The sequence below is a fragment of the uncultured Bacteroides sp. genome (assembly GCF_902491285.1).
Taxonomy (GTDB): domain Bacteria; phylum Bacteroidota; class Bacteroidia; order Bacteroidales; family Bacteroidaceae; genus Bacteroides.
In genome coordinates this window covers 44,664-66,983 of sequence record NZ_CABUHK010000018.1, presented here as the reverse complement: position 1 = coordinate 66,983, position 22,320 = coordinate 44,664, and the positions used below count along the sequence as shown (strand labels likewise).

Annotated in this window: 12 protein-coding genes; 3 read left to right on the top strand and 9 right to left on the bottom strand. The window is 41.5% G+C overall.

Going from position 1 to position 22,320, the window contains the following annotated elements; genetic code table 11:
* Positions 1 to 1,017, bottom strand: a complete 1,017-nt coding sequence (locus RDN93_RS06835) for a nucleotidyl transferase AbiEii/AbiGii toxin family protein (protein ID WP_308744799.1) — start codon at positions 1,015 to 1,017, stop codon at positions 1 to 3.
* Positions 1,014 to 1,604, bottom strand: coding sequence for a DUF6088 family protein (locus RDN93_RS06830; protein WP_118172397.1), 591 nt, complete (start codon positions 1,602 to 1,604; stop codon positions 1,014 to 1,016). Before RDN93_RS06830 ends, RDN93_RS06835 begins: the two co-directional genes overlap by 4 nt.
* Before the next feature lie 935 nt (positions 1,605 to 2,539).
* Here RDN93_RS06830 and RDN93_RS06825 point away from each other — a divergent pair.
* The 3 genes from RDN93_RS06825 to RDN93_RS06815 all read left to right on the top strand — a co-directional run bounded on the left by RDN93_RS06825 (position 2,540) and on the right by RDN93_RS06815 (position 7,414).
* On the top strand, positions 2,540 to 3,616 hold the full coding sequence (locus RDN93_RS06825) for an XRE family transcriptional regulator (protein WP_308744798.1): 1,077 nt from the start codon (positions 2,540 to 2,542) through the stop codon (positions 3,614 to 3,616).
* Between the two features lie 116 nt (positions 3,617 to 3,732).
* Positions 3,733 to 5,844 (top strand): BT4734/BF3469 family protein, encoded by a 2,112-nt coding sequence (locus RDN93_RS06820; RefSeq protein ID WP_308744797.1) that lies wholly within the window; start codon positions 3,733 to 3,735, stop codon positions 5,842 to 5,844.
* A 277-nt stretch (positions 5,845 to 6,121) separates the two neighbouring features.
* The gene (locus RDN93_RS06815) at positions 6,122 to 7,414 is read left to right on the top strand and encodes an ATP-binding protein (protein ID WP_308744796.1); all 1,293 of its coding nucleotides are present in this window, start codon (positions 6,122 to 6,124) and stop codon (positions 7,412 to 7,414) included.
* A gap of 91 nt (positions 7,415 to 7,505) precedes the next feature.
* Here RDN93_RS06815 and RDN93_RS06810 read toward each other — a convergent pair whose 3' ends face one another.
* The 7 genes from RDN93_RS06810 to RDN93_RS06780 all read right to left on the bottom strand — a co-directional run bounded on the left by RDN93_RS06810 (position 7,506) and on the right by RDN93_RS06780 (position 22,315).
* Positions 7,506 to 8,543, bottom strand: a complete 1,038-nt coding sequence (locus RDN93_RS06810; protein ID WP_308744795.1) for an endonuclease/exonuclease/phosphatase family protein — start codon at positions 8,541 to 8,543, stop codon at positions 7,506 to 7,508.
* A 33-nt stretch (positions 8,544 to 8,576) separates the two neighbouring features.
* Complete coding sequence (locus RDN93_RS06805; protein WP_308744794.1) at positions 8,577 to 9,962, bottom strand: DUF5689 domain-containing protein; 1,386 nt, start codon at positions 9,960 to 9,962, stop codon at positions 8,577 to 8,579.
* 46 nt (positions 9,963 to 10,008) lie between these two features.
* A complete protein-coding gene (locus RDN93_RS06800) occupies positions 10,009 to 12,783 on the bottom strand; it encodes a TonB-dependent receptor (RefSeq protein WP_308744793.1) in 2,775 nt (924 codons plus the stop codon).
* A gap of 118 nt (positions 12,784 to 12,901) precedes the next feature.
* On the bottom strand, positions 12,902 to 14,842 hold the full coding sequence (locus tag RDN93_RS06795; protein ID WP_308744792.1) for a fimbrillin family protein: 1,941 nt from the start codon (positions 14,840 to 14,842) through the stop codon (positions 12,902 to 12,904).
* A 47-nt stretch (positions 14,843 to 14,889) separates the two neighbouring features.
* Positions 14,890 to 16,479, bottom strand: a complete 1,590-nt coding sequence (locus RDN93_RS06790) for a fimbrillin family protein (RefSeq protein WP_308744791.1) — start codon at positions 16,477 to 16,479, stop codon at positions 14,890 to 14,892.
* Between the two features lie 480 nt (positions 16,480 to 16,959).
* Positions 16,960 to 19,992 (bottom strand): hypothetical protein, encoded by a 3,033-nt coding sequence (locus RDN93_RS06785; RefSeq protein ID WP_308744790.1) that lies wholly within the window; start codon positions 19,990 to 19,992, stop codon positions 16,960 to 16,962.
* A 22-nt stretch (positions 19,993 to 20,014) separates the two neighbouring features.
* Entirely contained in the window at positions 20,015 to 22,315 is a 2,301-nt protein-coding gene (locus RDN93_RS06780; RefSeq protein ID WP_308744789.1) for a hypothetical protein, read from the bottom strand.
* Between the last annotated feature and the right edge of the window lie 5 nt (positions 22,316 to 22,320).

The following is a 22,320-nucleotide window of genomic DNA, read 5'->3' as shown; positions in this document are numbered from 1 at the left end:
TCAACAATTATTCTCCCACTCCAATGACCTGAAACTGTCCTGCAACTCCTGCAACTGCTCCATAATTTCATCAAATGATGGTGCTTCTGCATAGATGAAGCCAATTTGCATTTGGCGGTAATCATCCTGTAATGCAGTCATTATATGTGTAGGAGGAACAAAATTTATCGTTTGTGGCAAATGTGAGGCATAGTCAAGACCGCTCCATGCGGTGAATTGACTACGGTGCGACACAATATCCTCATACAGTATCTTGTTGTTCATTGCTTCGGAGGCAAACGGCTTATCCATCATTTTGACAATGTCATACATGTGGCGAGTTATACGTTCTATGCGTGTGCAACCATTCGGACGATTGAACTCTTCATGCAACAAAAACACTTTTTCCAGAAATGTTCGTCCCGGAACAACTGTTGGAACAGCAAATGCAGATAAAGAAAATTCTTCATCAGGATAAGCATCCTCTATCATCGAACGAATCTCTATCCTTTCAGACGGTTCCATAAGAGAACGACAACTTATTTCAATCTTAACTCGCTCCGGAATATATTGAATCTTATTTTGTAGGATTGAATCATACTCAATAAGTACTACAACAGGGTCGAGGTCACTTACCGAGGTTTCCGGGACAATTACTTTACAATGGTCAAATAAACCCAATTCATTTAATTTGTTGGCTATATCTACGGCAAAAACGGTGTCGATAAACTTCTTTGAATCTTTGCGTAATTTAGTTCGCTGATTTTTGGTATCAACAGTGGTGAATCCCAAATACTGGCGGTCTATTGCCAAATCAATATCTTCAGAAAATCGTTCTATCAATGACCAACCTTTGCTTAAACTCGTTCCGCCTTTGAATACAAAAGCAGTAGCGTATGGCAGAGTGAAAATAGCACGCAATACCATACTAACCCAATAATCCTTTTCAACAGCATTATCTACTATTCCTTTGGATTCTGCCACATTAGATAGGATAGTAAGTTTTTCTTCTATTGTAAGTTTTGTCCAATTATTCATAGCGCAAGTCTTTGTTTAATCCATAATGGAGCCATGTTGTAGTCACTCTTAATGTTTTCATCATCCCCATATTTACTGATTGCATGTTTTATAATCTCTACTTGTTCGTCAGTTACATTTCCTTTTCCCAGTTCTTTCATAGCTGCGACAATCAATGGAAACAGTTCTGTTTTATATGCAAAATTACGAGGTACACTTCTTTTGAAAATGATTTTCCGATTTCCTATGGTAAGTTCCCTTGCTGCTGCATCTGTCAAATACACGGCATTCATTGTAACTTGGGTTGAGAGTCCGAGCTTATTCAATGCAGTCAATCCGGAAGGAATTATGCGAGCCTTATCCTTTTCCGCAACGGCGTATGCTATTTCTTCTATAGATGGTCGCAGTATTCCGAACTTGTTTCTTGACGGATATAAATATATACCCTGCGATAGACGTATCAGAACGCCCTCCTTTTCTAATCTGGAAAGAGCACGAGTAACCAGCCCATCATTATTCAGATGGGCAAAGTCCTGAACCATATAGAGTTTGTTAGGTCCATTACTTTCAATAGTATTGCGTATCTCTTTAGTCAGTATTATTCCCATGGTTGTTACTAATCTGAATGCAAAAGTACAATATTTCCTCCAGCGCAACAACAAAATGTCCGAAATTCTTAAAGAAAATCAGACTATTCATATAAAAGAATCCCATATTAGGGATTATTGTTGTCCTTTGGGAATCTTGTAAACAATGGGATATTTGTGGTATCAATAAGGAGATAGAACTCTATATTATGATTGAATATCAGTCTAATAAGTAATAATTATCGGTTCAAGCGTGGGAATCTCACACCGACAACCGACAGGATAAAGAATATGTTTTTTTGAAGTGCAGTGGAAATATAGGAATAAATGCAAAAAGTTCCGTATATTCCCCTCTCTACTATATACAAAAGTGAAAATCCTCTTTCAACCTATCACCACCCTTCTGAAACGCCTTATCCATCGTACTTACAAAACGGTGATAGGTTGTTGGTAACCTATCACCTTATCTATCACCTATCACCGTCCGCCAAAATCAAAACCGGCATACAAACAGAAGTCCACGTGCAAACAAAAGTATCAACAGGGGATACATTCCATTTCCTGCCGTGAAACCAGTATTTCCCCGGCAGGAAACTTTAGTTTCAAGCGCTTGGAACTGTAGTTTCCAACCCTTGAAACTAAAGTTTCAAAGGTTTGAAACCAAGTGTTTCATTACTTGAAACGAAGTGTTTCTCACTGTGAAACGAAGTGTTTCAAGCCTTGGAACACTTTGTTCCACTACGGTCTGAACTTAACACCCTTATAGAAAACAATAAAGAATAAGCACTAAAGCCCTCGAATATCCCCAATGCCCCAGTTCCCATTAAAGCTAATTATCGCACATACAATACATTAAATATTATTAATCTTATATACATCAGAGATTAAAGATGCACACTTTGGTTGACATCACGATAATTATTCGTATTTTTGTAAACCAATAAAAGGTTACCGATATGAAGATAGAAGAGATTTTCGCAAAACGCTTAAAGAGCGCACGAGTTATGGCAGGCTGGTCTATGGATATGCTTTGCGAAAAAATCGGCAATCTGATTAGCAAGCAATCTATTTCTAAATATGAGAACGGGAAAATGATGCCGGACAGCTCCGTCCTTATAGCTATTTCCCATGCATTAAACTTAGACCCGGACTATTTTTTCCGTCCTTTCTTATTTGAACTGGACGAATTTGAGGTCAGTTTCAGAAAGAAGAATAAAGTTAAAGTATTTGAGACCAATGCTATAAAGGAAAAGATACGTGATAAAGTAGAACGTTACCTGGAAATAGAAAACATCTTAGGATTGGAAAATAAATTTCAACCCACTGCCTATTCCAATGCTATCATTTCCAATGCACAGGACATTAAAATGCAGGCTATCCGTCTCCGCGAAGAATGGAAATTGGGCAAAGATGCCATCAATAATGTCCAGGCAATGTTGGAAACACATTTCATTAAAGTTATAGACGTGGATGCACCGGAAGGATTCGACGGTTTGAGTGGCATGGTTAACGATAAATATCCTATCATTGTCTTAAACTCCAACATCGAACAATCCGAACGTCGCAGAATGACTGCTTTGCACGAACTGGGACATCTTTTGTTTAATACCTGTTTTGACCCGGCATTAAGTTCCAGACAAAGAGAAGGACTTTGCACCGTTTTCGCTAACGAAATGTTGATTCCAAGTTGTGTCTTCAGTGGCATAATCGGAGAAAACAGAAAAGATATATCATTAAATGAACTGACAGACCTACAAATCCTGTATGGCATCTCGATTGACGCCATGATGATGAAAGCCAAAGAGCTCAACATTATAACAGAAGCAAGATGCCGCACTTACTACATCAAGAAAAATCAAGACGAGAGATTTAAAAGATTGGTTACTGCATCCAGATTTCAAGAGAAAAAACCCAAACGCTTTGTGAGCCTTGTATTCAGGGCCATTGCCAGTGATATTATAACAACTTCAAAAGCAGCTTCTCTCTTGAATATTTCGATTGAGGATGTACGTAACCGATTAAATCTTATATAATGGAGATTGACCCCATAATTAAACGATAATAAGCACGAAATAACTTGGCAGACCGGATAATAAATCCTACCTTTATCAGCCTTTAATAAAAAGACAAAACAATAAATACATTTAACATGAAACTTACTTTGATGCGGGACTACGGCGAAACGTCAACCATGCGGACGCTGGATATTAACCTGCAAATAGAAGCGATGAAGCATGAGACGAAAGCCCGCCCGATTAGCAATCTTCGGACAAATATACGTTACGCATCACCCGACTCTACACTGGAAGAAGCCCAGCGACTGACCAAGGTCATCCCGGCAGCCAACTTCCGCAAAACAGCCAACGGCGCACAAATGACCGAATACAACGGCATTGTGCAAATAGAAGTCAACCACCTCGCAAACCGGACGGAAGTAAACCGCGTGAAGCAGGAAGCGGCAGAACTTACGCAAACTTTTGCCGCCTTCATGGGGTCCGGCGGACATTCCGTAAAAATATGGCTGCGATTCACCCGCCCAGACAAATCATTACCCAAAACTCGGGAAGAAGCGGAAATATTCCAGGCTCACGCCTACAGAAAAGCAGTCAACCTGTACCAACCGGCTCTCTCCTACTCCATCGAACTTAAGAACCCTACTTTGGAGCAATTCTGCCGGCAAACCTACGACCCGGAACTTTATTACAACTCTGATGCCACCGTCATCTACATGCGTCAACCGCTGGAAATGCCGTCGGACACCACCTACAAAGAATCCGTACAAGCGGAAACATCGCCATTCAAACGGTTGATTCCGGGCTACGATAGTTTCGATACCTTGTCCGCCCTCTTCGAGAGCGCCCTAAGCAAGGCTTATCAATCATTAAGCGAACTCCAGCCCAACGTACATCTCCATTCTGACGAAGACCTCAAGCCACTGTTAGTCCGCCTTGCGGAAAATTGTTTTCAGGCAGGTATACCGGAAGAAGAAACTGCCCGTTGGGCCATCGCTCATTTCTACACCAAAAAGAAAGAGTTCCTTATCCGCCAGACCGTACAAAACATATATACCCACGCCAAAGGATTCGGACAGAAATCTCCCTTATCAACAGAACAGGAACTGGAGCTTCGCACGGAAGAATTTATGCAACGCCGATACGAATTTCGTTACAACACAATGACAACCGTAACGGAATATCGCGAACGGAACACTTTTTGTTTCTGTTTCCGCCCCATCACCAACCGGGTACAAAACAGCATCGCCATGAACGCCCGCTTGGAAGGACTCAGCCTTTGGGACAGGGACGTCGCCCGCTACCTGAACTCCGACCGCATCCCGATATTCAATCCTATCGAGGATTTTCTCTTCGGAGTGGACGTCCGTTGGGACGGTCGCGACCGGATTCGTGAACTGGCTGCCCGCGTCCCTTGCAACAATGGCTACTGGCCTGACTTGTTCTATCGTTGGTTTCTAAGCATGGTAGCTCACTGGCGTCACACTGACCGCAAGTACTCCAATTGTACGGTACCATTGCTTGTCGGTCCGCAAGGCTATCGAAAATCTACTTTTTGCCGGAATCTGTTACCGTCCGAATTGCAGATATATTACACGGACCACATCGACTTCAGCAACAAAAGGGATGCCGAACTATCTCTAAACCGCTTTGCGCTCATCAACATGGACGAATTCGACCAGAACGGAGTGCACCAACAGGCTTTCCTGAAGCATATCATCCAAAAACCGGTGGTCAACACCCGCCGCCCCCGTGCCACAGCCACGCAGGAGATGCGCCGCTATGCTTCATTCATCGGCACAAGCAACCACAAGGATTTACTGACCGATACTTCCGGCAGCCGGCGCTATATTGTCGTCTACTTAACCGCTCCCATCGACTGTTCCCCCATCGACTATGAGCAGCTTTATGCGCAAGCGATGCACGATATTTACAGAGGAGAGCGCTACTGGTTCGACACCGAGGACGAAAAAGTGATGACTGAAGGCAATCAAGAATTTCAAGTTATACCTATCGCGGAGCAATTATTCCACCAATATTTCCGGGCTGCCCGGGAAGACGAGGAAGAATACGAGCAACTTCTCGCCATTGAGATACTGGAACAGGTACAGCATGACAGCAGGATACATATATCAAATTGTAATATTATTCAGTTCGGAAGAATATTGCAAAGGAATCAAGTGCCTTCCGTGCATGCCAAACGGGGAAATGTCTATAAAGTGGTCCGAATCAAGCCAAAAAGAGAATAAATATACAGTTTTCCAGGACGGTGATAGGTGATAGATGAGGTGATAGGTCAGAGACAACCTATCACCGTTCTGTAAGCACGATGAACAGGGAGTTTCAGAAGGGTGGTGATAGGTTGAAAGAGGAATTGGTGAAATCACTATGAAGCGAAAGTTAGAATATGGCAAATCACAGAAGTTTCCTTCTCAGACGGAAACTTTTCTCAAAATCTTTCCTTTTCAAACGGAAACTTTTTGCTATCTTTATCCGTTGAAAACGAAAACTTAAAATATTTGCCGTATGAGCCTAAGACAAATTCTCCAATCACTTATTGCCCTCAAGCAAAAAGAACTTCCTTTTGAAGTCATCCCACGTGAACTGGAATTACCCTTAAACAGTAAGAAGATTATTACAATCCCCGGAGTTAGACGTTGTGGCAAATCCTCTTTAATGATGCTGGCAATTAATGCACTAGTAGAAAGCGGTGTCCGTAGAGAACAAATTCTATGGATAGGCTTTGATGATGAACGTCTATATGATATGCAAACTAAAGATTTGGACGAAATCATCCAGGCTTATATGGAAATGTACCCAGACATCCCTATCGATACTGTCTATATGTTTTTTGACGAAATACAGATGATTAAAGACTGGGAACTTTTTGTCCTCCGCCTGTTCAAGACTTACTGTAAGAATATCTACGTATCCGGCAGTAATGCACAAATGTTGTCGGAAGAACTAGCTACCGCTCTTCGGGGATGGCCACTCGAATATGAGGAATTCCCTCTTTCATTCAAAGAATTCTGCCTGTTTAAGAAAATCGATATAGACCCTTATACGGAAAGCGGAAGGGCTAAGTTGAAAGTTACTTTTAAGGAGTATAATGGCGGAAGTGCTTTTCCCGAAGTTGTTCTCCAAAAAGAACAATCCATAAAAGATCGAGAATTGCAAAGTTATTTTAATACAATGTTATTCAGAGATTTGATAGAGCATTATGAGCTGAGTAATCCGAGCATGATCCGGTACTTTTTAAAAAGAGTCATGTCCAACCTGACAAAACCGACTTCGACCAATAGTGTTTTCAATGATTTGAAGTCGCAGGGGATAAAGGTGGCTAAAGATACTTTGTATGAACTATTGGAACATGCCTGCTCCATCTTTATGTTTTATAAGGTTCCCAAATATACTTCTTCTATAGAGAATAACTCTCTTTCCAAATATTACATAATAGATAATGGTTTGCGCTCATCCGTATTGTTACCCCAAAGTGGAGATGAGGGAAAGCTATTAGAAAATTCTGTATATCTTCATTTACGTAGAAAAAAGACACCGAATGAGAAAATATACTATTACAAAGGAGAAAAAGAATGTGATTTCGTAATTCAAACAGAAGAGCATATCTCCTCACTGATACAAGTCACCTGGCTACTAAATTCACATAATACCGCACGGGAAATTGGCGGAATATTAGACGCTTACAAGACTACCGGTTGCAAGAATTGTATAATTGTCACCTTCGAACAGGAAGAAAAGATAGAAACAGAAGGGATAACAATCTCTGTTGTTCCCGCCTGGAAGTGGATGTTACAATAGTTGTTTTCATACTTAGGGATACTGTAAATGCATAGATTCAAACAACACCAAGTTATTCAAATCTATGCATTTACAATATATAAGAATACTATTAACGTATTTCTTTCACAAAATAAATCAAGGCCGGAAAGTGGTCACTATATCCATTTATAAAAGTATTACTGGAGAAAGTACGCCACGGGTATCCTTTGCGCTTGCCTTCTTGTGTTGTCAGGAAATCACGGTTAAAGATTTCCGCTTTCCAGAATTTCAAGGTAGAGCGGTCTTTGCCTAACAAGTTTCCTGATATAATCAACTGGTCATACAGGTTCCATTTATCCTGGTAGCAAAGTGATCCGATTCCCTTGTCAAATAATGGCCACGTTGCATTGAAGTATCCATCCGGTTCTGTATCCGCAGCTTTACGACGGGCTTTCAATACTTCTTTCGTACTTTTATCAGTAGGATCATCATTCATATCACCGACAATCAAGACTTTGGCCTGCGGGTCGGCCGCATGGATGGAGTCGGCAATATGTTTGGTTATAGCGGCGGCAGCTTCTCTATAAATAGATGAGCGGTCACCACCGTAACGGGACGGCCAATGATTTACAATCATATGAAAGGACTCTCCCGCCAACAACCCACTTACTAATAGCTGGTCACGCGAACGGTAATTCGGTTTGGAAGGCATGAAAAAAGGGTATGCCTTAGACGAAAGCAGGGTAAACAGCTTGGGATTATATAAACAGGCAACATCTATTCCCCGACGATCAGGCGAGTCATAATGCACAATCTCGTATCCCATAGAAGCAAGCGGTTCTGTTTTCACCAAATCTTCCAATACCCGGCGGTTCTCCACTTCTGACACACCGAGGATAGCCGGACCACCCGGACACTTCTCCCTCGCAAGTTTAGCAATCACTTTCGCCAGATTACGCAACTTTTGTTGGTACTTCTCGGGAGTCCAGGAATATGGGCCATTCGGCAAAAATTCATCATCACCGGGATTATTCGGGTCGTCTTCCGTATCAAACAGATTCTCCAGATTATAGAATCCTGCAGCATACACGCCCAAACGTGTTTGCCCCACCACTCCGATGGACAGGGCAAACAACAATATTTGTAGCAATACAATTTTCTTTATCATCAGATTACGATTATAAGGGAATTGTTGTGTCTATTATTCGCCGTCAGGCACTGGAGCGATTACATCACCACCACCGCCTTCACCTGTTCCGGGAGCGATTAGTCTCACATCATACAGACGTATGCCTTTTACATTGGTAGCACTAGCGCAACTGAATGTCAGCGTAGCAGTTCCGGATACGGCAATATCATCTATACGTATCTCTTCCAATACATACGGGTTACTTGTACCTGCCAATTCTTTGCTAGGTACTGCCAAATCCGTATCGTTACATTTCACACTCAGCGTATTGATATTCTGCACATCAGTAGGCTGATATACATTAACACCCATTTTGTAAATCAACGACACTTTAGTAGCCCCCTTCAAGTCTATACTTCCAATGGAAAGTGAATAATCCCCCCCTGTAGGGAACCACACATTACCATCACCACTTTGCGTACGGGCAGAAAGATTATCAACACTACCTGAGAATAGCTCTTTCGGGTTATCATATCCAGTGTAGTCTTTCAAAAAAGGCCAAAAATTTCCTTCTTTTTGCGGTTCACCAAATGTTTCACTGAACAGTACTGTCTCTCCTGTTTCACCGCCACCGCCTTCTCCTTCGCCCGGTTCAACCCCGTCAAAGCCAAACACATCTGAATAAGCAGGAATAGTCAATTGCCATGTTCCATTAAAACGTCCTAGAATACCAACAACCGTACCTGTTCCCACCGGCAACGTCTCATACGCAAAAGAAGCATAATTACTTGTACGCACTGTAATAGTATTGCCATGAGCATCTTTCAACGTTTCCTCTCCGAAACCGCCTGTTTTAGCAAATGTATTTTTCCCTCCATTTACAAAATGTACTCCTTCGAGTTGTACAAGACGATAGGTCATTTTGCTTACATCAAGATTCACCACACTTATATCCGTGATAACTTCTGGCTTTACATTATCAGCATATGGCCATCCATTTTTCTTCACCAACTCTTGGAAAGTAGCAAACGTCATACGATAAAGATAAGCGTCCGGCCAGCCTAATTGCTGTTCACCGCCATATACGGATACACACATGCCTTTCAGATTGATGAATACTTCCTGACCACGACGATAGGTAGTGTACACATTCCCTTGATCCAACTGTATCGGTAGGGCAGCCGTAGCATCTTGTACAATAATCTGCTTGTAGATATTACCAGATTCATCATTACCCGTAATATAGGCTTTCACTACATAATCCTCCGTTATCACTATAGGAGTTTCAGCAGTAGCCGCACTATATTTTTCTTTCAATTGTGCTAAAGTCGTATTGGGCTGCGCGCCAGTATAAACCGGTTCGTTCAACGGCGGAGCATCATAGTCACGTTCACAACTGGTTATCAAAACAGCCATAACCAATAGTGGCAAAGTATATATTTTCTGAATTAGTTTCATATCATTGATTATTTATTAATTAGTATATTTACATATCTTGATTTCCTTAGAACCGGTAGCTGACATTCATGAAGCAGTTGATTCCTTGCATATAATAATATTTATTAGGAAGAAGTCTTGGGTTCAACAAAGATTTCTTTCCATTCTTTACCGTAACAACACGTCCTTGCTCATAACCGCCAGTACGCACGTCTGTTTTATTGAGAACGTTGTTCACCGATAAATTAACATTGATAGACTGTCTATGTGGTAAATAGAATATCTTTCCAATAGACAAATCTACAGTGCAAGCACTACCGAAGCGCTCCTGAGCAACCGTTTCCTTATAGTACTGATATTGTACCGGATCGGCCACAGGATCAACTTGGTCATAAGTTTCCGCCAAACGCCGGCTAGGCGATACGTCTACATAGTTACGTCCAAAGGCATTCAAGTTTGCTCCCAAAAACCAATAATCAATAAAATAGCGAACGCCAAAAGTTCCTGCAAATTGAGGCATACCTCCTACATGAAGATTCTTCATGTAGACCGTACTACTTTTATCCTCGTTCTCAGGATCAGCTTCGTAATTCTCAACTCCCATCGGATTATTGCTATAATAATATTCGGATATTGTACCTGCCAAATCAAAACTCCAGTGATTATCCAGTTTATAAGTTGCACCCAACTCAATACCACGATGCACCTTATTCATATTATACAGCACATGATTCAAATACGATGTTCCATTGAAATAACTATTACGATCCATTTGATCATAGAAATTAGTTTGGAACAAAGACACCCGTCCAGTAAGTGAAGGTAGAGAGAATATATAATTAATATCAGCAGAAAATACTCTTCCACTCTTCAAATCCTCTTTTGATACAGAGGTCGTCGTATAATCGGAAATACGAGGAGAAAGATAGACATAATTAGGCAGAGGAGCCTCTGTCCCATAACTGATATTAGCTGTCAGAAAATGTCGGCCATTAATCTTATAAGTAAGTCCGGCCTTTACCGCCATATCAACGAAGGTGTATGTGCTTCCTTTTCCATATGAATCATTGGGATATCGTCCGTTTCTCATCTTTCCATCTCGATAAAAGCTCGTATAGTCTATCTTCATACCATAGTAAGCATCCAATTTGGCAGATGTATACTTATCTACTATCCATCCTCCTGCTTTAAAAATATTCAGATCGAAATTATAACCAAAAATTCCACCTTCATATACTTTACGATCGGGACGGTTCAAATCATTTTGTTTTCTCAACTTATCTCCGTAAAAATCTTGTTCGGCATATTTATCATAATCCCAGACATATGATGCGCCTAAAAGGTCGTTCACCGTTTTAAACTGCCGGGAAAGAGTAGAACGTGCTTCTATACCGGCAGTCAATGTGTGATGGTCATTCAGACGAGCGTTGAAAGTAGAGTTTAGAGTTGTCTCGAATAAGTCACTTCGACGTTCCTCTACCATATATTCTGCAGAACCGTCACCTAAGGCATTTGTCAGATACATATTATCCCAATTGATTTGAGTATAATTTGTATCATTTCTTCTCCAAAGCAGTTCACACTTATCAGCCCCCTCTTGGTTATCAAACCCTTCAACTGCATACTTGAAGTAAGAAGGAAGTTGGCGATAATAATCCGGACGTGGATCCGGAGCGTTATACCAATTCAGAGCAGTATTCCCATAACGTCCATAATGAGTACCTAAACCGGTAGTCAGTGTCATATCGTCATTAATCTTCCATATATGTGAAAGAATTAGAGTGGGATCGAAAGCTTTCACTACTTTCGCATTTCTTTTTTTACCGTCTTGGTATCCCCAGTTCGGATTATAGAGATAATTGTCCAGGTATTCATAAACCTGTTGATAAGAAGCACTCTGTTGTCCGCGCACTACTGGCGAACCGAAAGTTACAATAGAAAGGCTGTGCTTGCCACCTTGCCACTGTTTTTCTGCAGAAAGCGCATAAGAGAAGTTACGGTAGAATGTACCGTCTATTGCTCCTTCATGCGAATACCGACCACCGACAGATGCAGAAAATGCCCATCCATTATCCATCAGACCTGTGGAATATGTGACCATTCCACGCAAATAATAGTTGCGGTTGGTATAAGTAAGTGTAGCTTTAGTGCCCGGAGTATAACCGGATGCGCGCATATTTACATTTTCTGCTCCACCAATAGAACCGTAGGTAAAAGCAGACGGTGCATTATAATTTACTACGTCTCCGTTACGGGTCATATCGTTTAATGCACCAATAGAAGAGTAATTGAATACTCCTCTCAATTGGTCATTGAAATTGACTCCATTGATGTATTTTTTTTCATAAGGACTTTCGTACCCTCTGGCACGGAAGCGCATAGGTGATAACTGATAAGCCGCCTTATTCAGAAACACATCGTTAGAAAGGATTACTTTCGAACTAATCTCTTGCGAAGCGCCTTCTACATCATCATCTACCATGGCTTCATCAACCACACCAATCAATGACAAATCTTCAGTAGCAGTCAACTCGACAACTTCAATGGTGCCGACATCAGTAACTACTCCCTTAGCTATGTCAACTAAAATATTCTTTGGAGCAATGCCTACTGAATTAAAAATAAGTACATCCTTTCCAGGGGATATATTATTAAAGAAGAAAGCTCCTTTCACATCAGTTCTGGTCTGCCTGTTTTCTCCGTTCAGAGTCACAATAACTCCGGGAACGGGCTGCCTGCTTTCCGAACCAATCACACGTCCTTCTATGCCTGTCTCTGACTCCTGAGAAAAGAGGAGAGCCGGGAAAAGGAGTGTTAGTAAAAGCACAAAAGTTTGTTTCATAATTATCAGTTATTCGTTTATGTTTTAAAGATGAGCAGGTAATCCTAACATGTATTACCTGCTTTTCATCCCTCTTATACTTGCAATATTCTTCTGAATATTACATATAATACAAGTATTATTTGCCTACTCCCACAAGTTTAAGATTGTTAATGCGATAACCCTTTTCATTTGCTGTTGTTCCAGCTAATTGAATGAAAGTAATCCCATCCTGCAAAGTCAATTCAACCAATTGGTAAGTTTTAGTTGCAGCAATAGCCTTGCTTTCAACTACAACATCCCCCTTGTCTGTTGATACAGTAATCTTATTTTGATCTACTCCAGATGCTTCCGAAGTAATTCCATAAGAAAACTTCAGATTAGAATAGCCAGTTGTATTCAATTCTGAAATTTTAAAGAAACTTTCCTTCTTACTAGGGAACCAAAGATTTGCAAAACCATCAACCGATCTCACCGAAACATTATTTGCTGAATATTGTAAATCATGAGTATCTGTCCAACCTTTATAATCAGCAACCCATGGCCATTGAGTACCATCTTTTGCAGGTGTACCTAAAGTTTCTTCTAACAAAATGACTTCCTCACCTGGAGTTGGTTCCGGGTCAGGTTCTGGATCTACTGTTCCACCACCTTCACCATTCATACCAACTACCTTTACAGAGTTAATCTGCCAAGTAGCAGCCGCACTTTCTGTACTTACATATTTGAATGCTATTTGAACACTATTTCCAACATATGCCTTCAAATTAATTTCTGCCGTAACATACGTGTAATCATTTCCAGTTCCCCAGGTAGGAATAGTCAATTGATGCCAATCTGTTGTTCCTGCATTTGCAATCCAAACAGACATCTCATTCTCTTTAACAGCACCAAATTTATGACAATGTTCAAATGATAAAGTTGCATCACTTACATTACTTAAATTAACAGCAGGAGAAACTAACCAGCTTTCTGATGCCTTATTCGCATTATTGATGAAAGCACTAGCCTTCATATATTGAGTAGTTATTTGAGTATTCTTATCTGTATAGGTATTCCATTTCCATACATAAGTACTTCCCTCTGGCAGAACTTTGTCATCAATAGTAAACACACCTTGATTTGCATCAAACGGTTCATCCAACAATACTACTTCCGTAGGAGGAGTTACAGTACCACCACCAAAGTCTACATCAATATCACCACCCGGTACTTCAATCCAATCAGTTATAGTAGCAGCTTCCATAACAATTACAGGCTGGCCATTGCTATCACTCAATTTTACCTTATGTACATATTTACGTCCTGCGTCCAAAACATTCTGTGGATAGTCAGCTGTATAAGACTTTCCATTCAAATCAAACACAACTTTTATATCGCTCAACGCTGTAGCCGGTAATACTATTGTAGTAGCAGTAGCACCATCCACATCTACATTAGCTGCAATATCAGCCACAGTTCCAGCATTGCCTAATTTACCATCAGCCAATGTAAAATCAGCCTTTGTATTCATGCCCTTAAATGTTACTTTAAGTCCATTCAATGTAGGAATAGTAGCATCTTTTTCAATATTAAATACAATTTGGCTCAGCATATGAGCAAACTGTAGTTGCGGTTTACTCGATGCACCTTTTGCAAAGCCTTTTGCATTATCTGAGTAAAGAAGATCGATAGCAGGCTGATCGGTCTGAGTGGTAACATCTACCTTATATGTAGTTCCTGCCAAAGAAGTTACATAGGGATAGTAAGCCACAAAGTCTACCGAGCTACCATCTGTCGGGTAATACAAAGCATTATCCGCATTAGAAGCAGTTAGATTTCCATTTTTGTCTGTTGTATGCAACTTATTCACAGCTGTTGCGGCGGACAAGTCTCCGTTAGCAGCTTTCATAAAGATACCTACCTTGTCACCAGCAGTCCACTCGGCATTAGCAGCCCTTGTGTTAAGTCCCTGAATTGAAGAAGTGAAGTTAATGGGCTGACTCCCGTCGTTCCACTCGCTTTTATCATCATTGCTCACGCATGCAGCAAGAGCAAAAAGTGATAATGAACCTGTAAATAAGAATTTCCCTAATTTCATAATTCGTTTAGTGATTAGTTAAACATTGATATAATAAGAACTAAAAATTATTGCCATTTCGATTTATCCAACTTTTTAGCCTGGGCATCTAAAGTCGGGAAGAAAGTAAAGCCTGTAAGTTGTTCCAACTCTTCTACAGATATAGCAGTACTCATATAATCCGTACCAGTATATTGCTTATTATCCATTTTAAAGGCTATCGTATAAAATGTTTTATTAACCTGACGAGCTAAAGCCTTAAAATAGTATGCCGGCACGGCCATTCCTTTCTGACGTTCAATAGTACCACTTGTCGGTGGCATTGCACCGGTAACAACAAAAAGCGTATCTGTTCCACTTACCCATCCACGTACCTTATCTTCAAGACTAGCCCAAATAGTCTGATTCAGTTTCTTTCCAATCTGAGGAGTCATATTTGAATAATAAAACGTTGTCCTATTAGTTGCGGCATCACAAATGCGATCTGCACTTGGCAACTGATGTCCGCGATCATATACCGCTCCTCCATTAAATCCACTTGATAAATTAGCCTGAAGACTGGAAGAAATACTAGGATCGTATCCCCATGCATCTGTCCTATTCGTCCCTTTCTTTATCACGTCCGCAAATAATGGATATGCCACCCAATAAGCAAACTTTAAATCTGTATCATACAACAAACAGTAATTCCGGAGCGATTTTTTACTAACCGGATCTTTCATGGAATTAGGCATATCATGAACAACGTACATAATATCAGGATCATCCAATTGGCTCTTCGTTATTACTGGGGTTTCTCTCCATTTTGCATATTTCGCTTCCGGATCGACTTGCCCTTCACCATTCTTGAAATTTATAGTATATGTATATACACTTCCTTTCTCCAGTTTAGCGTTATTCAATACCTGCTCATGTTTCTTTCCACCTTGCTGAAACACCAGTTTTACATCTGTCAAAGTACCTTCAGGCAAAAGAATAGCCTCTGCCATCAACCCTCCTCCTCTGACCATATGCATATCTACAACACCTTTTGAATCTGCATTGATATTCAAAGAGCCATCCGCCAGCGCAAATTCAGCTGTCGTCTTCACACCGGAAATTGACACATTCAGTCCATCCAATGAGGAACCATCAACGCTCTTTATATTTAACACTAAACGAGCCAATTGATGAGAAAAAGAAAGATTCAAAGCATTGGAACGTTCGCTAATCCCTTCCAACTTGTCTGCATATAATAAGTCAATCGTTTCGGGATCTGCTTGATTCGTAACATCAACTGGATAAATAAAGTTATTGATTGTTTCCTGATGTGGATAATATGCTATAAAATCGACTTTAGTGCCATCATCCGGAAAAGAAAGATAGGTTGATACCGGCAAGAAATTACCATCACCATTTTCTGTAAAGTATTCGACATTATCACCTTCACCAACAATGGAACTTGCACTTAGTTCAGCCCCATTTTTTTTCATATAAACACCGATAGCGTCACTTGGAGACCATGAAGCTCCGCTCGCTCTTGTGTATGTACCCTCAACCACCGAAGTGAAACGCACAAACTGCTGTTTCCCACTCTCTGTTTCTTGCTGCGCTTCCTTACTGCAAGAACCTAAAGCCAATAGTAACACTATGGCATACAAAACATGTCTTTTTCCCATCTGTCTCAATTTAAGTCGTCTATTAGAGCGGGCAAAATAAAGAAGAGTAGATTACATTCTCATTACAAGAACAATACAAGAATAATAATATACAATCCAAACTCTCCCTCTCTAAATACTTCAGTCTACTTTTGTTCGTTTAGAATAACAAATATAGAGACAAATATTTAAATAAGCAATCGAATCCAAAAAAGATTTAATAGAGAGTTGCAAACACTAAAAGTCAATTAGTAGTTAAACTTATAAAATATTAAGCAGAAAGAAATACTAATATTTACCAATATCAAACAAAAAGACAGTTAATCATTGATGCTTATATTCTTTTGAAAGACAGAAAAAATATATCCACCAATGATTAACTGTTATCCTTGCTTACTAAAAAGAAGGAAACCATCCAAATTTTCTCATTAAGAAACTATTTCTACACTGCAACAATTGAAATTCTTCACAACTCTATGAAAAACATTAATATATTGCAATTCAGAACCGATAAGAAGTCCCCACCGAAAATGCAGCATGCACAGGAGTAAGATCACCGCCTGCCAAAATATTCTTAGTATACATACGCATACGGGGTTCTGCAAATACTCCGAACCCTTTAACCAATTTATAATAAAAATGCAAGCCACCTTCTACGCCAAAGGTTGTCTTATTAGGTTCTGAGCCAAATGCCAGAACCGGACCTGCCAGAATTTCTACTCCAAATTTACGTTCAGGATTATAGCCACCCATGAAATGAGTTATATCAAAGAGGTAATCAGCCGACACACTAATCAGTTTACGTGCATCCCCACCGTTTCTACCCGGCAAGGCAGTATAATCCAAACCGACACGTGCTCCGGAACACGGGAAGAACTGCCGTCCCCCCGATACACCAATCAGCACTCCAAGACCTGCATTCGAATCATACTTTACACGATGGACGGGCATATTGGCACCTACATTCCATGAAGCAAAATAATAAGGTTCGAATTCTCTTCTGAGAGCCGCCAGTTCCTTCAATGCCTTACCACCCGCATGACGGAATTCCAGGCCTATCTGAACACTCATTACATTATCCGCTGCCGTAGTACGCGGACCAATATAACCGGACTCTACATTTACGTCTCTATAAGAATAAGGTATACGCGAGAAACGGGGCTCTATAAATAATGCCATATGATCGGAAACATAATATTTGCATTGTAATCCGGCCGTTACACCTGCATATGCCGCTCCCGCCGCACTAACTTTGGCTTTCTCACTCTGCCTACGGACTTTTCCCAGTTCCAAACCAAGCATCGGGACAATTCCCCATCGCCGCTCTTTATCATATTTCCAGAAAGAAAGGACATCAAACATACTTTCCACCCGTATTCCTCCCTGCATCGTCCGCTTGTCAGAAAGGGTTCCATATTCACTCAAGGCCTGTCCCCAACTGCTGATTCCCGCAAAACCGGAAAAACGTACTCCCCAATAAGGTAACAACCACTTACCGACAGACACACTCATCGTCGGACCCGCCGAAGCGAAAGCATCCATAGAACGACTTGGGCCGACCAAAGACTGGAAACCGACTCCTCCACTAATAAATGTATTCCCCCAGATTGTGCCATCCCCGAATCCGCTTTCCGTCAAATTCTTACGTAAAGCCGGACTAAACCGGTAAGATGTTCCCAAAGCAAAAGACAGTTGCAAAGGAGTCCCTTTCGCCCCTCCACGGGAATTCATATAGCGTTTTGTATAAAGCCGTAATTTAGACTCTGCAAAAACATCAAATTGCTCTCCCAGTCTCCAATAAGGGCGTACCCCGCCTTCTCCTCCTACATAAGTTTTCCCTGGATCGAAGCAACGGGTAATGACAGGTCCGGCAAAGACTTCCGTACCGAACTTGCGTTCCGGGTCGTAACCTATCACCCAATTGGATATATCAAACATATAATCCAAAGAAAGGCTCGTAAAAGTATAACGATCAGTCTTGTCATCTGTCGTACGGGTAGCCGCATTATTAAAATCAAGTCCCAGACGTACTCCGGAAAGTGAACTGAACTGACGTCCGACTGCAGCTCCGATTATAAATCCCGGACGTCGTGAAGTAGGCCGGTTCAATTGCTGCGGCATTGTCATACCGACAGCATAAGAGGTATAATAATAAGGTGTAAAATCCCCCCTCAGTTTTGCCAACTGTTGCCATTGCGGACGAGTAGGACGACGCAGTTCAACACCTACACTTACATTCATCAATTTATCCATGAAAGAATATTCATTCACCTTCCCGGAAATCGTCTTCTCCGTAAATGTATAAGGTACAAATGACATACGGGGTTCTACAAAGAAAGCGAGATTCTCTGTCGGATAGTACTTAAATTGAAGCCCGCCGGTCATTCCGGTATACGATTTGGATACAAGCTCACGTTCATCCTGTTTCTTCATTACCCCCAGCTCGACACCGAACATCGGGACGATTCCCCATTTCATCGAACGCACATCTTTCTTAAAAAAGGCGAAAGGATTCAGCATCACTTCAGCCCGTCCACCCGCATACAAAGTCATTCTGTCAATTCCAGTCTTTTGATTTGCTTTCCATACATCATAAGAGCCAAACGCAGACAGACGAAAACCGAATAAATCGAGAAACCACTTACCTGCCGCCACGCCAAAAATAGGTCCTGTAGAGCCTAACAACCCTTGTTCTCTGGCCAATGAGGAATTCTGCGCCTGCAATCCCATCCCCGCACTGACAAATGTATTATCCAGGAAATTTTCATCCCCGGCTTCCGTACTTCCACGCGGAGTAAAAGTACCTAAGCGATAATTCATACCCACCCGGGCATTGAAACCTATATCATAACCATGTGAGTTATTGTTTCCGGAAATATCAATTCCATCTGTATAAAAAGAAACTCCCGGCTCCATGAACACATCCAGACGGGTCCCGGTGGATATTTTCATTTGCAGCCCCAGATGAAAATCAACAGCTTTCTGCTTCTCTCCCGCCAATGAAGCGAGATGCACCCCAAGCCCCTCTACCGTAGAGAGTTCGAACATACGATAAGGGTTATAACCGGCAAAGGCAGTACTAAGATTGAAAATATGATCTATCCCAAGCGTATAGTTAGTCCACTTCTCATTATCACTCTGCCGGTTGGCAGACTGCCAGCTTCCATATAGCCGCATCCCGTTTTTAGAAGAAAAGAATTTTGATGCAGCCAAGCCGATTTCCGGTCCGCCGGAAAGATTCATTCCACCCTGAGGAATGATACGGTTATATCCACCCCAGAAACTGACAAAGAAGTTATCCAAGAACTTTTTATTGACAAACTCCAGACCTTGAGGCTGATAACGTTTCTGCATCGAATATTTCAAAGCGTTGTATTTCACACGATAGGCTGTGTCAGCCTGACTTCTTCGTTGCATAGCGGAATCCTGAGCAGCAGCGGCATCTCGCATTTTTGCAATGGAATCCTGCTGCTGAGCCATTACACTTCCGGCAAGCATTCCACCACAAACACACGTCAATATATATCTTTTCATCACCATTAATTATCTATTTAAGCTACTCATTTCCTCCTGTAGCCATTTCGTCTTCATAACCCATTTTGGCATATTTGAAACAGTCTTCACTAATATCCCCGTCCCATTCGGCTATCGAGATATAGCTGCTGTCTTTCTTGAAACAGTTTGTCAGTGCCTCTTCCGCCTGCATAGCAAAAAAGTCACCTTTCCGGCAATAAAGGACTGCTTTCAAATAAAGTGTTTTCGGATCGTCTGCCGGTAATTCTTCCAGCACTTTCTCTGCCTTCTCATTCCATGCATGTGTCTTCATTGCCAGACACATCACCACGTTATTAATAGGCGAACTATTTCTGACCAGTTCGAATGTCTCTAGTCGACGGGCAATTTCAGCGTCATTCAATCCGCTGGTTACTTTATAATATCCCCCCAGGCAGAAAGCAAATGCTTTTATCTTTTTATTCTTTTCATTATCAGGCAATAACTGAGCCAGACGGCTGGCTTCCGAGAAATCCCCTTTTTTCAGATACATGGCAAGTTGATTGGCCACTATCTCTTCCACATTATCTATTCCGATCACACGTCCGTCAAAAGTACGTTCTACGTTACAACCTCTTACAGAAAAGTCTACCAGTGGTTTCAGCACCTCGGTATCCACCGTATCACGTTTCAGATAAGATACAGCCAGATTATTGGCTGCCAGTACCCACGGTTTTCCGTTAGTCAGTTCTTTCGAATAGTTGTATGCACGACGATAAAGCTCCTCCAACTCATTGGGGTCTTTCACCATGTTAAACAAGTGCCAATATTCATATAAGGCGAAATTTTTCTTTCCCGAACGATAATCAGGATCATTCTGATAACGATTCAGTATTTCTTCTTTTGTCAGCGCACGATAAATTTCAGCAGTATATTCACACTTCATTGAACGCAATTTAGGAAGATGCGCTTTAATAATCATACTATAATAAGGCAGAGCCGCTACTTGCCGATACTGTAAATCCTGATTTTTCGGATACTTTTCAACAATCTCGCGAATGGCAGCAGCTTCATCGGGCAGAGTGTCCTGCTCCAGCAAATCTGCGACTTCCAGCCAGGTGGCTACCCGTGAGTCGTTCGGTGTATAAGTGTACAATCGTTTCATCGTATGCGCCGGAATGACTGAATAGACCAACGAACGGGCATATGCCAGACGACGTTGGGACAAAGCAACGTTAGACGCATAAGACCCTTCCGGAGATGAAACACTATACAGATGGAGTTCTTTCAAAGTAGAGCTTTCCCCATTCACCACTTCCAGCAGCTTTGCCTTCAGCTTATCCAGTTGCACTTCATTGTTCGGGTCTTCAGGATCCAGCTCCGCCTTTCCCAATAAGAAACTCAGAGAAATGTCCTCCACACCAGTCCGGCGTTCTACTTTCGGTTTTTCTTCGTACTTCTTAGGATCCAGTTCATATTGGTCGAGCGAATATTCCAGAAAACGTAACGGACGTCTCGGACTACGTGTAGAAAGTTCCAACAGACGTTCGTAATAAGGACGTGTATAGTCCTCCATCTGCATGAGGGCTAACACTTGAAAATTGTCTTGTGCATTGGAAAGCTTGATTGTATCGTTCCACATATAGGAAGCCTTTTCTGCAGAAAGCGGTTCATTCTCCACTATAAAATTAAACAGTGAATCGTGCTTTATATCATAGCCCATCCGTCTTTCTTGCGTCAGTGCATACTGAGCACCATCATATACACGCGGCAACCGATACATCTCCACTTTCTTTCCTTTGCTGTTATTTATCACATACGGTTGCACAATCATCCGGGCATTGTCTTTGCCAATCATCTGGGGTACAGCGACCTTCGCCCCGTTCAGGATAATCATATCTCCATACTGGTCAGGTGTTTCGGGCATGGACGTCACCTCCGTACGCTGTCCTACAACTGTTACCTGACTAATCATGTGCCCCATATCTACATATGTAGTAATCTCACGCCGGCCATTGATCGCTTCAAATACGGCAGGCGCCGTACTTACTTTAATAACCAACGAACCGGTCTCCGGTAAAGTAATCTGATAAGCTCCTGTAGCATCGGGCACTTCATACATGGCAGAAAGGGTAAGGCTGATATTGTCCTGGTTCAAGGCAGTTTCCATATCTTTTCCTTCCTGAACGGTATTAAAATAATAAATCTTTATGTCGCCAATAGAAGATAGATCAAACGGGACCGGTTTTCTTTTCTTCTCTGACGCTTCTTTGTCCAGTACACGTCCCATTACCAGCTTGGGTGCCTGCGCATTCATCTGAATACAAGCAGCTAAATAACAGATCAAAAGAAAAGCTATTCTCATGGCTC

Coding starts and splice junctions, on each gene's coding strand:
- RDN93_RS06835 (WP_308744799.1), bottom strand. CDS start 1,017: ATGAATAATTGGACAAAACTTACAATAGAAGAAAAACTTACTATCCTA.
- RDN93_RS06830 (WP_118172397.1), bottom strand. CDS start 1,604: ATGGGAATAATACTGACTAAAGAGATACGCAATACTATTGAAAGTAAT.
- RDN93_RS06825 (WP_308744798.1), top strand. CDS start 2,540: ATGAAGATAGAAGAGATTTTCGCAAAACGCTTAAAGAGCGCACGAGTT.
- RDN93_RS06820 (WP_308744797.1), top strand. CDS start 3,733: ATGAAACTTACTTTGATGCGGGACTACGGCGAAACGTCAACCATGCGG.
- RDN93_RS06815 (WP_308744796.1), top strand. CDS start 6,122: ATGAGCCTAAGACAAATTCTCCAATCACTTATTGCCCTCAAGCAAAAA.
- RDN93_RS06810 (WP_308744795.1), bottom strand. CDS start 8,543: ATGATAAAGAAAATTGTATTGCTACAAATATTGTTGTTTGCCCTGTCC.
- RDN93_RS06805 (WP_308744794.1), bottom strand. CDS start 9,962: ATGAAACTAATTCAGAAAATATATACTTTGCCACTATTGGTTATGGCT.
- RDN93_RS06800 (WP_308744793.1), bottom strand. CDS start 12,783: ATGAAACAAACTTTTGTGCTTTTACTAACACTCCTTTTCCCGGCTCTC.
- RDN93_RS06795 (WP_308744792.1), bottom strand. CDS start 14,842: ATGAAATTAGGGAAATTCTTATTTACAGGTTCATTATCACTTTTTGCT.
- RDN93_RS06790 (WP_308744791.1), bottom strand. CDS start 16,479: ATGGGAAAAAGACATGTTTTGTATGCCATAGTGTTACTATTGGCTTTA.
- RDN93_RS06785 (WP_308744790.1), bottom strand. CDS start 19,992: ATGAAAAGATATATATTGACGTGTGTTTGTGGTGGAATGCTTGCCGGA.
- RDN93_RS06780 (WP_308744789.1), bottom strand. CDS start 22,315: ATGAGAATAGCTTTTCTTTTGATCTGTTATTTAGCTGCTTGTATTCAG.